Raw genomic sequence first — 13644 nt, forward strand, 5'->3', positions numbered from 1 at the left:
GACCCGAGGCCGGATCAGGCGGACCAGCCCGGGTCGCGGCCCGAGCGGGCGAGCACCTGCTCGAAGGCCGACGCACCGGGACCGACCGGCACGGAGGGACCGAACAGGCCCGGCGTGCCGCCTTCGTCGAAGCCGCCGACGAACGCCATGCACGCACCGGCGGTCGCGTCGTCGCAGTCGTAGGGCTGGCCGGTGGCCCGCGCCAGGTCCCAGCCGTGCAGGACGACCTCGTCGAGCGCGACCAGCCCGCCCACCTGGCCCGGCAGGTCGACGCCACCGGCGCGGGTCATGCCCTCCCACGCCTCCGGGCTGCGCCAGGCGGCGGCCAGCGCCGGGACCTGCTCGGCGAGGGCCTCGCGCCAGCCGGGCTGGATCTCGGGCCACCCTGCCTCGTCGGGACTGGTGTCGGTGAGGGGACCGAAGTCCTTGTCCGCCGCGGCCCGGAACGCGAGCGTCAGTCCCACGAGGTGCTGGACGAGCTGCCCGACCGTACGCCCCTCGCAGGGGGTCGGTCCGTCGAGCTGGTCGTCGGTGACGTTGGCGGCAACGGCGACCAGCCGCTCTCCGGCTGGTCCGAGGTCCACGAGGTCTGCCATGCGCCCACCCTGCCCGAGATCGCTGCGGGCCGGAAGGTGGCGGCAGATCGCCGTCGGACGCCGTGGTGGCGTGCCATGTGCCGCCACCATCCGGAGGTCGGCCGGGAAGGTGGCGGCAGATCGCAGTGGGACGCCGTGGTGGCGTGCCATGTGCCGCCACCATCCGGAGGTCGGCCGGGGGGAAGCTACTCGGAGGCGGCGCGGCGCAGCGACTCCGACAGCCGGTCGGCGGCGGCGAGCACGGCGGGCGCGTGCATCCGGCCGGGCTGGCGGGAGAGTCGCTCGAGGGGACCGGAGACCGACACCGCGGCGATGACCTTGCCGCCGGGGGAGCGGACCGGCGCGGACACCGAGGCCACGCCCTGCTCGCGCTCGCCGACGGACTGCGACCAGCCGCGGCGGCGGATGCCGGACAGTGCGGTGGCCGAGAAGGCGGCGTTCTGCAGGCCGCGGTGCATGCGCTCGGGGTCCTCCCACGCCAGCAGGATCTGCGCGGCCGAGCCGGCGTTCATGGTCAGCTGCGAACCGACCGGGATCGTGTCGCGCAGGCCCGACGGGCGCTCGGCCGCGGCGACGCACACGCGGTGCTCGCCCTGGCGGCGCCACAGCTGGGCGGACTCGCCGGTGATGTCGCGCAGCCGGGCCAGGACGGGGCCGGCCGCGGCGAGCAGCCGGTCCTCGCCGGCGGCGGCGGAGAGCTCGGCCAGACGCGGCCCCAGCACGAAGCGGCCCTGCATGTCGCGCGCCACGAGGCGGTGGTGCTCGAGCGCGACCGCGAGCCGGTGAGCGGTGGGTCGGGCCAGCCCGGTTCCGGCCACCAGGCCGGCCAGGGTGGCCGGTCCGGCCTCGAGTGCTGCGAGCACGAGTGCTGCCTTGTCGAGTACGCCGACGCCAGATCCGTTGTCCATATGCCGATATTCTCATCTCAGAGAGTGGGATGCAAGATGTAGCGTCGTCGTAACGCACGCGGCAAGGCAAAGGAGTTTGTGTCATGGGCAAGACCCTGTCCGAGAAGGTCTGGGACGAGCACGTCGTCCGGAGTGCCCCCGGGGAGCCCGACCTCCTTTTCATCGACCTCCACCTCCTCCACGAGGTGACCTCGCCGCAGGCCTTCGACGGCCTCCGCCTGGCGGACCGCTCCGTACGCCGTCCCGACCTCACCCTCGCCACCGAGGACCACAACGTCCCGACCCTCGACTGGGACAAGCCGATCGCCGACCCGGTGAGCCGCACGCAGGTGGAGACGCTGCGCAAGAACTGCGCCGACTTCGGCGTGCGCCTGCACCCGCTCGGTGACATTGAGCAGGGCATCGTCCACGTCGTCGGCCCGCAGCTCGGACTGACCCAGCCCGGCATGACGATCGTCTGCGGCGACTCCCACACCTCCACGCACGGTGCCTTCGGTGCGATCGCCTTCGGCATCGGCACCTCCGAGGTCGAGCACGTGCTCGCCACCCAGACCCTGACGCAGGCCAGGCCGAAGACGATGGCCGTCACCGTCAACGGCAGCCTCCCCGAGGGCGTCACCGCCAAGGACCTCGTCCTCACCCTGATCACGCACACCGGCACCGGCGGCGGCCAGGGCTACATCGTCGAGTACCGCGGCCAGGCCATCGAGGAGCTCTCGATGGAGGGCCGGATGACCGTCTGCAACATGTCGATCGAGTGGGGCGCCAAGGCCGGCCTGATCGCGCCCGACCAGACCACCTTCGACTACATCGAGGACAAGCCGGAGGCGCCGAAGGGCGCCGACTGGGACGCAGCCGTCGCCCATTGGAAGACCCTGCGCACCGACGACGACGCGGTCTTCGACAAGGTGATCGAGCTCGACGCCTCCGCCATGACGCCGTTCGTCACCTGGGGCACCAACCCCGGCCAGGGCGCGCCGCTGGGTGCGACCATCCCGAGCCCCGACGACTTCGACGAGCCCAACGACAAGATCGCGACCGAGAAGGCCCTGCAGTACATGGGTCTCGAGGCCGGCACTCCTCTGCGCGAGGTGAAGGTCGACACGGTGTTCGTCGGGTCCTGCACCAACGGCCGCATCGAGGACCTGCGCCTGGCGGCGTCCATCCTCGAGGGCCGGACCGTCGCCGCCGACACCCGGCTGCTCGTCGTGCCCGGCTCGGTGCGCGTACGCCTCCAGGCCGAGGCCGAGGGTCTCGACAAGGTGTTCATCGCCTCGGGTGCGGAGTGGCGCGGCGCCGGCTGCTCGATGTGCCTCGGCATGAACCCCGACCAGCTCGCCCCGGGGGAGCGCAGCGCGTCGACGTCCAACCGCAACTTCGAGGGCCGCCAGGGCAAGGGCGGACGCACGCACCTCGTCTCGGTTCCCGTCGCCGCCGCCACCGCCGTGCGCGGCACGCTCTCCAGCCCCGCCGACCTGCAGGAGGTCTGACCCATGGACAAGTTCACGACCCACACCGGCGTCGGAGTCCCGCTCAAGCGCAGCAACGTCGACACCGACCAGATCATCCCCGCGGTCTACCTGAAGCGGGTGACCCGCACGGGCTTCGAGGACGGCCTCTTCGCGGCCTGGCGCAACGACCCCGACTTCGTGCTCAACGACCCGACGTACGCCGGTGGGTCGGTGCTGGTCGCCGGTCCTGACTTCGGCACCGGCAGCTCGCGCGAGCACGCGGTGTGGGCCCTGCAGAACTACGGGTTCAAGGCCGTCATCTCCTCGCGCTTCGCCGACATCTTCCGCGGCAACTCCGGCAAGGCCGGGCTGGTGGCGGCGCAGGTCGACGAGAAGGTCGTGCAGCGGCTGTGGGACTGGCTCGAGGACAACCCGGGCGGCGAGATCACCGTCGACCTGGAGAGCCGCACGGTCCGCGCGGGTGCCGGCGAGGACGCCGTCGAGGACTCGTTCGACATCGACGACTACACCCGGTGGCGCCTCCTCGAAGGGCTCGACGACATCGGCATCACGCTCTCGCACGACGCCGACATCACCGCCTTTGAGGCGGAGCGACCGAGCTGGAAGCCCGTCACTGCCTGAAAAACCCCTACAAACAGGGGCTTTGGTGATTGTCCTCACCCTTCCATGTGCCTAGCGTGCCTTGCAGAGGGTCGAGCACGAGCTCGGCGTCCGAGGTCTTTCGGAAGGGAAGCTAGTGAACAAGTCAGAGCTCATCGACGCGCTCGCCGCGCGTTACGAGGGGAACCGCAAGCAGGCGGCCCACGCACTGGAGTCCGTGCTCGACACCATCACCCGCGAGGTCGCCAAGGGCGAGAAGGTCGCGATCACCGGTTTCGGCTCGTTCGAGAAGGCCGTCCGCAACGCCCGCTGGGTCCGCAACCCGCAGACCGGCGAGCGGATGAAGTCGAAGAAGAAGTCCGTGCCGAAGTTCTCCGCAGGCAAGGAGCTCAAGGACGTCATCTCGGGCGCGAAGAAGCTGCCGAGGCTGACCGCCGCCACGATGCCGAAGCCGCCCGGTGTCCGGGCTGCCGCGGCAGCCGTGACGGGTGCCGCCGCCAAGAAGGCGGCCCCGGCCAAGGCCGCGGCCTCGAAGTCGGCAGCCCCGGCGAAGAAGGCGTCCTCGACGTCCACGGCGGCGAAGAAGACCACGGCCAAGAAGTCGCCGGCCAAGAAGTCGTCCAGCGCGAGCACCGCGAAGAAGGCGCCGGCGAAGAAGACCGCCACGAAGGCGGCCAGCAAGTCGACGGCCAGCAAGACCACCGCCAGCAAGTCGACGGCCAGCAAGACCACCGCCACCAAGACGGCGGCCAAGAAGGCGCCGGCGAAGAAGAGCACCGCCAAGAAGACCACGGCGAAGAAGACCGCGAAGAAGTCCTGACGCGACCGCCAGCTCGCTGGCGCCGCGTCGCACGGGCGGGTCACCCCGAGGGGGTGGCCCGCCCTTCGCTTGCCCGTGTCGTGTGCGGACCGACGCCGGCCAGCAGCGCGGCATCCAGGTCGTCGGGATCGTCGACGTCCGTGCGCACGCTGGTCGCGGTGGTGCCGACCTCGACGGCACCGGTGCCCTCGTGCCGCGCCGCGGACGCGACACCGAACGACGGGTCGAACCCGTCGGCAGGTGCGGCGTACAACGTCGTGCCCATGCCCGTGTGGTCGCGCACGAAGGCGGAGCGTCCGGCCGCGACCTGCTCGTGCACCTCGCGGAGCACCCCGGCCAGCTCGACGGGCCGCAGGCCCGGCAGGTCGGCGCACAGCACGACGGGCACCGCCCCCGGCCAGCGCCGCGCGACCTCCGCGACCGCCTGCACGAGTGTCGCGTTGAGGTCGTCGCTGACGCCGTCGGGGATCACGTCGCACCCGAGGGTGTGCACGGATGCGGCGAGGCGGTGGTCGTCGGTGACGACGAGGACGGCGTCGACGCCGGGCGTGGCCGCGGCGGCCTGGACGGTGTCGAGCGCGAAGGCCTCGGCCAGGTCACGCCGGTGGTCGGCGGCGAGCCCGGTCAGTCGGGACTTGCCGTAGGTGGGCGGCTTGACGGGTACGACGACCACGCAGCGCGTGGGTCGGGCATCGGCGGACATCACGCCGATTCTCCCATCCGGCACCAGCGCGCCGGTGGGGTCCCTGCACCCCGTCGACCGAGTAGCCTGCTCGCGACGCAGGCAGCGTCCGGGCGGAGCCCGCGATGAGAGCACGATCGGGAGGGATGGCGGTGCGCGTCAGGAAGCTCGAGCAGAAGCGCGGCTGGGCGATCACCGTCGCCGCGTCGATCCTCAAGCCGACGCTGCTCAGCGCGACCTCGCGCACGTGGATCGACGGCGAGAAGATCCCCGCCACCGGCGGCTGCATCGTGGTCGTCAACCACATCTCCCACGTCGACCCGCTGCTGTCGGCGCACTTCGTCTACGACCACGGGCGGGTCCCGCGCTACCTCGCGAAGTCCGGGCTCTTCAGCAACAAGTACCTCGGCGGCTTCCTGACCTCCGCCGGCCAGATCCCCGTCGAGCGCCTGAGCCGCAACGCGGTCGGCGCGTACGACGCCGCGGTGAAGGCGATCGGCGAGGGCGAGTGCATCATCATCTACCCCGAGGGCACGTTGACGCGCGACCCCGACCTCTGGCCGATGAAGGGCAAGACCGGCGCGGCCCGCATCGCCCTGGCCACCGGCTGTCCGGTGATCCCGGTGGGGCAGTGGGGTGCGCAGGAGGTGCTCCCGCCCTACACGAAGCGCCCGCACCTCGTCCCGCGCAAGAACATCGTCATGAAGGCCGGCGACCCGGTGGACCTCGACGACCTGCTCGGGCTCCCCGCGTCCGCCGAGACGACGGCGCGGGCGACCGACCGCATCATGGCCGCCGTAACGGCAATCGTCTCCGACCTCCGCGACGAGCCCGCCCCCGAGCAGCGCTACGACCCCCGCAGCAGCGGCGTACGCGAGATCGGCAACCCGCACGACACCGCCCACGACGGGGCCCACCGGACGAAGAGGAAGCGCACCCGATGACGAAGATCGCAGTGTTCAGTGCCGGGTCGTGGGGCACCGCCTTCTCGCTCGTGCTGGCCGACGCCGGCAACGACGTGTCCCTGTGGGCTCGGCGCGAGGAGGTCGTGGAGGCCGTCAACGAGCGCCGGGAGAACACCGACTACCTGCCCGGCATCGAGCTGCCGCCGTCGATCTCGGCGTCGACGGACCCCGAGCAGGTCGCGGCCGACGCGGACGTCGTCGTGCTCACCGTCCCGTCGCAGACCCTCCGCGAGAACCTCACCGCGTGGGCGCCGGTCATCCCCGAGAAGGCCACGCTCGTGTCGCTGATGAAGGGCGTCGAGCTCGGCTCCCTCATGCGGATGAGCGAGGTCATCCAGGAGGTCACCGACGCCTCGGCCGACCGGATCGCCGTCGTCAGCGGACCCAACCTGGCGCGCGAGATCGCCCGCCGCGAGCCGGCTGCGTCCGTGGTCGCGTGCCTCGACGAGGAGCGGGCCAAGCACATCCAGGCCCTCACGCATGGGCCGTCGTGGCGGCCCTACACCTCGGTGGACGTGCTCGGCTGCGAGATCGGCGGTGCCTACAAGAACGTCGTCGGCCTCGCCGTCGGCATGGCGGTCGGGCTGGGCTTCGGTGACAACACCACCGCCTCGGTCATCACCCGCGGCCTCGCGGAGACCGCGCGCCTGGCGACCGCGCAGGGCGCCAACCCGCTGACCCTCATGGGTCTCGCCGGGCTCGGCGACCTCGTCGCCACGTGCTCGTCGCCGCTCTCGCGCAACCGCACCTTCGGCGAGCGCCTCGGCCAGGGCATGACGACCGAGGAGATCTACGCCTCGACCCGGCAGGTCGCCGAGGGCGCGAAGTCCTGCAAGTCCCTGCTGGAGCTCGCCCGCCGCACCGGTGTCGACGCCCCCATCGCCGAGGCGGTCGACGCCGTCGTCGACGGCAAGATGACTGCGCTCGACATGATGAACTCCTTCATCGCCCGCGACACCAAGCCCGAGCTGCACTGAGCAACGAGGGGGCTCAGGGCAGCGCGTCGAGTCGGCTCGTCCTGACGTTTGAACGTGGTCGAGTCGGCTCGTCCTGACGCTTGAACGTGGTCGAGTCGGCTCGTCCTGACGCTTGAACGTGGTCGAGTCGGCTCCTCCTGATCGGCGTGTGCCGGCGAAACCTCAGGATGCGCCGACTCGACAGCCGGGACGCGTCAGGATGCGCCGACTCGACGCGTCAGCCGACGCAGCCGTCCAGCGCCGCGCGCAGGTCCTCCCAGAGGTCCTCGATGTCCTCGATGCCGACGGAGAGCCGGACGAGTCCCTCGGGGATGGTGGCGGCCTCGGCCTTCCAGCGGCGGCGGCGCTCGAGGCTCGACTCGACGCCGCCGAGGGAGGTGGCGTGGATCCACAGCCGCGTCTTGCGGCTGAGGAGGTCGGCTGCCATCTCGCCCTGGGCGAGGACGATGCTGACGATCGCGCCGAACCCGGGGTAGCGCACCTCGGACAGCGCGGGGTGCTCGGCGAGGCGGCGTACGAGCTCCTGGGCGTTGGCCTGCGCGCGCTCGACCCGCAGGTGCAGGGTGCGCAGGCCGCGCAGGGTCAGCCACGCCTCGAAGGGACCGGGGATGGCGCCGACGAGGTCACGGCGGCCCTTGAGCACGGCGTAGAGCTCGTCGTCGCGGGTGACGATCGCGCCCATCTGGACGTCGGAGTGGCCGGCGAGGTACTTCGTGGCCGAGTGCACCACGATGTCGACGTCGTCCTCGAGGGGGCGCTGCAGCAGGGGAGTGGCGAAGGTGTTGTCGACGACGACGTAGGCGCCGGCGTCGTGCGCGGCCTTCGTGATCGTCGCGATGTCGGCGACCTCGAGGGCCGGGTTGGTGGGTGACTCCAGCCACACGAGCGCGGCGCCGTCGCAGGCCGCGACGACCGCGTCGGTGTCGGTGACGTCGACCATCTCGGCGGTCAGCCGTCCGCGCGACTCGAGGTCGGCGAGCTGCATGATCGTGCCGGTGTAGCCGTGCTTCGGGACGAGGACCTTGCCCTCCTTGCCCACCAGGTCGAGCACGGTGGCGACAGCGGCGAGCCCGGACGCGAACGTCAGGCACCGACCGCCCTCGAGGGCGCCGAGCGCGTCCTCCAACGCCGTCCAGGTGGGGTTGCCGTAGCGGCCGTACTCCACGTCGCCGCCGGCCACGTAGGTGGCCGCCATGGTGATCGGCGTGTTGAGCGGGGCGTCGGGGACCTTGTCCGGCCGGCCGGCCGTGACGGCGATCGTGCCGGGCCTGAGCGGTGAGTCTGCAGCCATGCGCGCCAGCGTAGGTGGATAGGGTCGAGGCGATGAACCACACCTCCCCTGACAAGACCGCAGCCCCCCTCTCGGACCCGACCCCAGCCGCCACGAGCCGCAAGCCGCGCGTCGCAGTCGTCTTCGGGGGCCGTTCCTCCGAGCACGGCATCTCGTGCGTGACCGCCGGGAGCGTGCTGGCCGCCATCGACCGTGAGGCCTACGACGTCGTGCCGGTCGGGATCGCCCCCGACGGCCGGTGGGTGCTGGAGAGCGACGAGCCCACCCGGCTCGCGATCCGCGGCAACGACCTGCCGCAGGTCGACGCCGGACGGTCCCCGGTGGCGCTGATGGGCGCCGCCACCGGCACCGACCTCGTGGTCGCCGAACCGGCCAGCGTCCCCTCGGTCATCGGCGAGGTCGACGTGGTCTTCCCGCTGCTCCACGGCCCGTGGGGCGAGGACGGCACCCTGCAGGGGATGCTGGAGATGGCCGGCGTGCGCTACGTCGGCTCGGGGGTGCTCGCGTCCGCGATCGGGATGGACAAGGCCTACATGAAGGTCGTCCTGCAGGCCGCCGGCCTCCCGGTCACCCCCGGCATCGTCGTGACCCGCACCGAGTTCGAGCAGGACGCGATCGGCGTACGCGCGCGGGTCGAGGAGCTCGGTTTCCCGTCGTTCGCCAAGCCCGCCCGCGCCGGCTCGAGCATGGGGATCAGCAAGGTCCACGACGCCTCGGAGATCGACGCGGCGCTCGAGGAGGCCTTCCGCCACGACCCCAAGGTGCTCGTCGAGCAGTCGATGGAGGGAGCGCGCGAGGTCGAGTGCGGTGTGCTCGGCACGCTCGAGGGCCCGCCGGAGACGTCGCGGCCGGGCGAGGTGCGCACCGGAGGCGACCACGAGTTCTACGACTTCGAGGCGAAGTACCTCGCCGACCAGCACACCGAGATCGACATCCCCGCCGACCTGGCCGCCGCGATCGAGCAGGAGCTGCGCGCGATGGCCGTGCGCGCCTTCGAGGCCCTGTCGTGCGAAGGTCTCGCGCGCGTGGACTTCTTCGTGATGCCCGACGGGTCGCTCGTGATCAACGAGCTCAACACGATGCCGGGCTTCACCCCGACGTCGATGTACCCGCAGCTGTGGGCCGCCACCGGCATGTCCTACCCCGACCTCGTGGACCGGCTCGTCCAGCTCGCGCTGCGGCGCGACACCGGCCTTCGCTGAGGCCGGGCACGGCTACAGGCAGGACAGACCTTCCCCGAGGTGCTCCTTCAGGGCCGGCGCCAGCTCGGCCAGCGCGCGGTCGATGCCCTCGGTGCGGTAGTCAGCAGGCACGGAGACCTCGACGTACGGCCTCAGGCTGAGCGCGATGGGCGTCGCGTCCTCGCCCTGGTCGGAGAGCTGGTCGTCGGTGACGTACCAGCCCACACCGTCGATGACGTTGCACTCGGCGGTCGGCTCGTAGTCGCCCGGCTCGGCCACGCCGCACGTGAGGACGTACGCCGGATCGCCCCACGCCGCGCCCAGCGCGTCGGCCGGCTCGACGTCGCGCCGGTCCAGACCGGCGAGGGTGTCGGGGAGGTCGGCGACCAGGGACTCGCAGGCGGCCCGGTCGGCCGCGGAGAGCTCGACGTCGTCGATCGTCGGGGTGCTGCTGCAGCCCGCGAGGGCGAGCACGACGGCAGCGGCCCCGGACGCGACGACGCCCCGGCCCGTGGACGGACCGAGGCGTCGACTCAGCTGCACGTGGGCCGGTCGGCTCAGATGTGGACGACCGGGCAGGTGAGCGTGCGGGTGATGCCGTCGAGGTTCTGCACCTTCGAGACGACGAGCTTGCCGAGCTCGTCGACGTTCTTGGCCTCGGCTCGGACGATCACGTCGTAGGGACCGGTGACGTCCTCGGCGAGCGTGACGCCGCTGACCTGGGCGATCTCGCGGGCGACCTCCGCGGCCTTGCCGACGTCGGTCTGGATCAGGATGTAGGCCTGGACGACCATCGTGGACTCCTCGGTCTCGTTCATCGGGTGTGACCGGCACAACCTACCGCGCCGTGCGCCGGCCCCGACAGGGGATGGGTGACAGTGGTCACCACCCCGGTCTGGTGGGATGGGCGCATGGCACCGGCAGCAGACGCAACCCTCGGCGAGGTAGGCGAGTTCGGCCTGATCTCCCAGCTCGTGGAGATCTTCGAGGGCGACGAGCACGTGCTCGTCGGACCCGGTGACGACGCCGCCGTGCTGCGCGTCAAGCACGGCCACGTGGTCGTCTCGACCGACCTGATGGTCGAGGGGCGGCACTTCCGTCGCGACTGGGCCGGCGCCGTCGACGTCGGCCACCGGGCCGCCGCCCAGAACCTCTCCGACATCAACGCCATGGGTGGCACGGCGCGCCACCTCACCATCGGCCTCGCGGCCCCCGCGGACCTCCCGGTGGCGTGGGCGCTGGACTTCGCCCGTGGCTTCGCTGAGGAGTGCGCCAGCGTCGGTGCGACGGTCGTGGGCGGCGACGTCACGCGCGCCGAGCAGGTGATGATCGCCGTCACGGTCCTCGGCCAGTGCACCCAGGCGCCCGTCCTGCGCTCGGGCGCCCGGCCCGGCGACGTCCTCGCGCTCACCGGTCGCCAGGGGTGGGCCGCCGGCGGCCTCGCGGTCCTCGGTCGCGGCTTCCGCTCCCCCCGGGTGCTCGTCGAGGCCTACCGCCGGCCGGAGCCGCCGTACGCCGCGGGCAAGGAGGCCGCCGAGGCCGGGGCGACCGCCCTCATCGACGTCTCCGACGGCCTCCTCGCCGAGGCCGGGCACATCGCGGACGCGAGCGGCGTCGCCATCGACGTACGCACCGGCGCGTTCGAGGTCCCCGAGCCGCTCCAGGCCGTCGGCGCCGCGCTGGGCGCCGACCCGATGCAGTTCATCCTCGGCGGCGGCGACGACCACGCGCTGCTGGCGACCTTCCCCGACGCGGCCTCGGTCCCGTCCGGCTGGCAGGTGATCGGCGAGGTCCGCGAGGGCGAGGGCGTCACCGTCGACGGCGGGACGTACGACGGCCCCACCGGCTGGACCCACTTCTGAGCACCCCTCGGCCGTGAGTCTCTCGGAGACTCACGGTGCCCTTGGAGGGCGAGTCGTGCGCTTGTAGGCCGTTGCAACCGCCTACAGACGACGAAGTCCCCGCACGTGCGGGGACTTCGTCATGACGATGACCCGACCTCGGCGGACAGACGAACGAACGACGAAGCCCCCGCCGCAGTGCGACGGGGGCTTCGACGAAGAAGACGTCAGGTCAGCGCGAGACCTTGCCGGCCTTGAGGCAACCGGTGCAGACGTTGAGTCGCTTGGGCGTGCCGTTCACGGTCGCCCGGACGCGCTGGATGTTGGGGTTGAAACGACGCTTGGTGATCTTGCGCGACCAGGGACGGTTGTTTCCGAAGCCCGGCTTCTTGGCGCAGATGTCGCAGACGGCAGCCACCGTGCACTCCGATCCGTTCGAGGGTGATAGATGTTCATCAGGCCTGACCCCGCCAGAAGCGGCAGCAGGCAACCGCGCAAGAGTAGCCGAGGACCCGCGGCGAGATGAAATCGCAGGGGCCGTGGGTGCCGGGCACTACCCTGTGGCGCGCACCACATCGTACGACGAAGCAGCCTCAGCACCACATCCGAGCCACCCCCAGCAGGCATCCAGCACACCCGGGAGCAGACCGACGCGATGGAGCACGTCACCCACGGCATCACGCTGGACGGCGTCGCGCGGTTCGTCGACATCGCGACCGACGCGCTGTCCTCGGCCCGCGAGGAGATCGACGCGCTCAACGTCTATCCCGTGCCCGACGGTGACACTGGCACCAACATGTTCCTCACCGTCTCCGCGGCCCGCGACGGGCTGCGCGAGGCCCTCGCGAGCGACCCCGGGCTGTCCCTCGGCGACGGGATGGCCGTGCTCGCCCGTGCCGCGCTCATGGGGGCGCGCGGCAACTCGGGGGTGATCCTCAGCCAGATGCTGCGCGCCTACGTGCGCCACCTCGCCGGCGCTGCGATCGCCGACAAGCCGGCGGAGACGATCGCCGCGGCCATGGCCGAGGCGACGGAGGCCAGCTACGCCGCCGTCGGCGCGCCTGTCGAGGGCACGATCCTCAGCGTGTCGCGCGCCGCGTCCGACGCCGCCCTGGAGGCGGCCGGCCGTGGAGCGCGCACCCGCGACGTGTTCACCGCGGCGGCCGCGGCGGCGCGCGCGGCCCTCGCCCGTACGCCGGAGCAGCTCGACGTGCTGGCCCAGGCCGGGGTCGTCGACGCCGGCGGCAGGGGCCTGTGCGTCGTGCTCGACGCGGTCGAGACGACGGCCACCGGGCGCCGGCCCACGCCGTGGTCGGCGCCGATCGGCACCCACCTCATCCCCGTCGCGGCAGCGCCCCCGGGCGACGACCTCACCGAGGACGGCCCGGGCTACGAGGTGATGTACCTCCTCGACGCCGACGACCAGCACGTCGCCGACCTCCGCGCGACGCTCGCCACGCTCGGCGACAGCCTCGTCGTGGTCGGCGGCGACGGCCTGTGGAACGTCCACGTGCACGTCGACGACGTCGGCGCCGCCATCGAGGCCGGGATCACCGCCGGTCGTCCGCACCGCATCCGGGTCACCCACTTCGCCGACCAGGTCGCCGCAGGTCCCCAGCCCGGCTCGACCCGCGCTTCGACCCGCGCCGGCCGCAAGGTCGTCGCGGTCGCCGCAGGTCCGGGGCTGGCCGCGCTGTTCGAGTCGGCGGGCGCGGTCGTCGTGACCGGGGGGCCGGGACAGCGTCCCTCCACCGGCCAGCTGCTCGAGGCCATCACCGGATGCGGCGCCGCTGAGGTCGTGGTGCTCCCCAACGACGGCGACACCGTGCGCGCCGCGGAGATCGCGGCCCGCACGGCCGAGGTCGAGCACGACGTCTCCGTCGAGGTCATCCCGACCCAGGCGCAGGTGCAGGGCCTGGCCGCCGTCTCCGTGCACGAGCCGGGTCGCGCCTTCGACGCCGACGTCCGGGAGATGACCGCGACCGCCCGTCACGCCCGGCACGGCGCCGTCACCGTCGCCGCCCGCCGTGCGATCACGATGGCCGGCGCGTGCGAGCCCGGCGACGCGCTCGGCGTGATCGCCGGCGACTTCGCCGTCGTCGGCTCCGACCTCGAGGAGGTCGCCACCGACGTGCTCGAGAGGCTCCTGGCCGGTGGCGGCGAGCTGGTGACGATCGTGTCGGGCGAGGACGGCGAGGACCTCGCCCAGCGGGTCGCCGCCCACGTCGAGAGGCGCCACCCGCACGTCGACGTCGCCGTCCACGACGGCGGGCAACCGCGCTACCCGCTGCTCGTCAGCGTCGAGTGACCG

15 protein-coding genes are annotated in these 13644 nt (G+C 72.2%); 8 read left to right on the plus strand and 7 right to left on the minus strand.

Going from position 1 to position 13644, the window contains the following annotated elements:
* Positions 1 to 14: 14 nt before the first annotated feature.
* Complete coding sequence (locus JOD65_RS10510) at positions 15 to 596, minus strand: TIGR03086 family metal-binding protein (protein WP_191196660.1); 582 nt, start codon at positions 594 to 596, stop codon at positions 15 to 17.
* 185 nt (positions 597 to 781) lie between these two features.
* Positions 782 to 1504, minus strand: a complete 723-nt coding sequence (locus JOD65_RS10515; protein ID WP_090972091.1) for an IclR family transcriptional regulator — start codon at positions 1502 to 1504, stop codon at positions 782 to 784.
* Positions 1505 to 1587: 83 nt separating this feature from the next.
* Here JOD65_RS10515 and leuC point away from each other — a divergent pair, with 83 nt between their 5' ends.
* The 3 genes from leuC to JOD65_RS10530 all read left to right on the plus strand — a co-directional run bounded on the left by leuC (position 1588) and on the right by JOD65_RS10530 (position 4396).
* Positions 1588 to 2994: a 3-isopropylmalate dehydratase large subunit gene (leuC, locus tag JOD65_RS10520; RefSeq protein ID WP_191196661.1), complete on the plus strand. Its 1407-nt coding sequence runs from the start codon at positions 1588 to 1590 to the stop codon at positions 2992 to 2994.
* A gap of 3 nt (positions 2995 to 2997) precedes the next feature.
* Positions 2998 to 3597, plus strand: a complete 600-nt coding sequence (gene leuD, locus JOD65_RS10525; RefSeq protein WP_191196662.1) for a 3-isopropylmalate dehydratase small subunit — start codon at positions 2998 to 3000, stop codon at positions 3595 to 3597.
* A 115-nt stretch (positions 3598 to 3712) separates the two neighbouring features.
* Positions 3713 to 4396, plus strand: a complete 684-nt coding sequence (locus tag JOD65_RS10530) for an HU family DNA-binding protein (protein ID WP_191196663.1) — start codon at positions 3713 to 3715, stop codon at positions 4394 to 4396.
* 40 nt (positions 4397 to 4436) lie between these two features.
* Here JOD65_RS10530 and cofC read toward each other — a convergent pair whose 3' ends face one another.
* Complete coding sequence (gene cofC, locus JOD65_RS10535; protein WP_191196664.1) at positions 4437 to 5099, minus strand: 2-phospho-L-lactate guanylyltransferase; 663 nt, start codon at positions 5097 to 5099, stop codon at positions 4437 to 4439.
* Positions 5100 to 5224: 125 nt separating this feature from the next.
* Here cofC and JOD65_RS10540 point away from each other — a divergent pair, with 125 nt between their 5' ends.
* Both JOD65_RS10540 and JOD65_RS10545 read left to right on the plus strand, forming a co-directional pair.
* The gene (locus tag JOD65_RS10540) at positions 5225 to 6022 is read left to right on the plus strand and encodes a lysophospholipid acyltransferase family protein (protein ID WP_191196665.1); all 798 of its coding nucleotides are present in this window, start codon (positions 5225 to 5227) and stop codon (positions 6020 to 6022) included.
* On the plus strand, positions 6019 to 7020 hold the full coding sequence (locus JOD65_RS10545) for an NAD(P)H-dependent glycerol-3-phosphate dehydrogenase (protein ID WP_191196666.1): 1002 nt from the start codon (positions 6019 to 6021) through the stop codon (positions 7018 to 7020). The genes JOD65_RS10540 and JOD65_RS10545 overlap by 4 nt, the downstream gene beginning before the upstream one ends.
* A gap of 217 nt (positions 7021 to 7237) precedes the next feature.
* Here JOD65_RS10545 and JOD65_RS10550 read toward each other — a convergent pair whose 3' ends face one another.
* A complete protein-coding gene (locus tag JOD65_RS10550) occupies positions 7238 to 8311 on the minus strand; it encodes a trans-sulfuration enzyme family protein (RefSeq protein WP_191196667.1) in 1074 nt (357 codons plus the stop codon).
* A gap of 32 nt (positions 8312 to 8343) precedes the next feature.
* On the opposite strand from JOD65_RS10550, the gene JOD65_RS10555 reads away from it, so the two are divergent.
* Positions 8344 to 9513 carry a D-alanine--D-alanine ligase family protein gene (locus JOD65_RS10555; protein ID WP_191196668.1) on the plus strand — a complete coding sequence of 390 codons (1170 nt, stop codon included), beginning with the start codon at positions 8344 to 8346 and terminating at the stop codon, positions 9511 to 9513.
* Positions 9514 to 9525: 12 nt separating this feature from the next.
* Here JOD65_RS10555 and JOD65_RS10560 read toward each other — a convergent pair whose 3' ends face one another.
* Both JOD65_RS10560 and JOD65_RS10565 read right to left on the minus strand, forming a co-directional pair.
* Positions 9526 to 10035: a DUF3515 domain-containing protein gene (locus JOD65_RS10560; protein ID WP_191196669.1), complete on the minus strand. Its 510-nt coding sequence runs from the start codon at positions 10033 to 10035 to the stop codon at positions 9526 to 9528.
* 14 nt (positions 10036 to 10049) lie between these two features.
* Positions 10050 to 10286 carry an Lrp/AsnC family transcriptional regulator gene (locus JOD65_RS10565; RefSeq protein ID WP_056602604.1) on the minus strand — a complete coding sequence of 79 codons (237 nt, stop codon included), beginning with the start codon at positions 10284 to 10286 and terminating at the stop codon, positions 10050 to 10052.
* Positions 10287 to 10403: 117 nt separating this feature from the next.
* On the opposite strand from JOD65_RS10565, the gene JOD65_RS10570 reads away from it, so the two are divergent.
* Positions 10404 to 11354 (plus strand): thiamine-phosphate kinase, encoded by a 951-nt coding sequence (locus JOD65_RS10570; protein WP_191196670.1) that lies wholly within the window; start codon positions 10404 to 10406, stop codon positions 11352 to 11354.
* Between the two features lie 211 nt (positions 11355 to 11565).
* Here the strand turns inward: JOD65_RS10570 and rpmB are convergent, their stop codons facing one another.
* On the minus strand, positions 11566 to 11751 hold the full coding sequence (gene rpmB, locus JOD65_RS10575) for a 50S ribosomal protein L28 (RefSeq protein WP_056602600.1): 186 nt from the start codon (positions 11749 to 11751) through the stop codon (positions 11566 to 11568).
* Positions 11752 to 11988: 237 nt separating this feature from the next.
* Here rpmB and JOD65_RS10580 point away from each other — a divergent pair, with 237 nt between their 5' ends.
* A complete protein-coding gene (locus JOD65_RS10580) occupies positions 11989 to 13641 on the plus strand; it encodes a DAK2 domain-containing protein (protein WP_191196671.1) in 1653 nt (550 codons plus the stop codon).
* Positions 13642 to 13644 lie beyond the last annotated feature (3 nt).

The sequence above is a fragment of the Nocardioides cavernae genome, assembly GCF_016907475.1.
GTDB lineage: Bacteria > Actinomycetota > Actinomycetes > Propionibacteriales > Nocardioidaceae > Nocardioides > Nocardioides cavernae.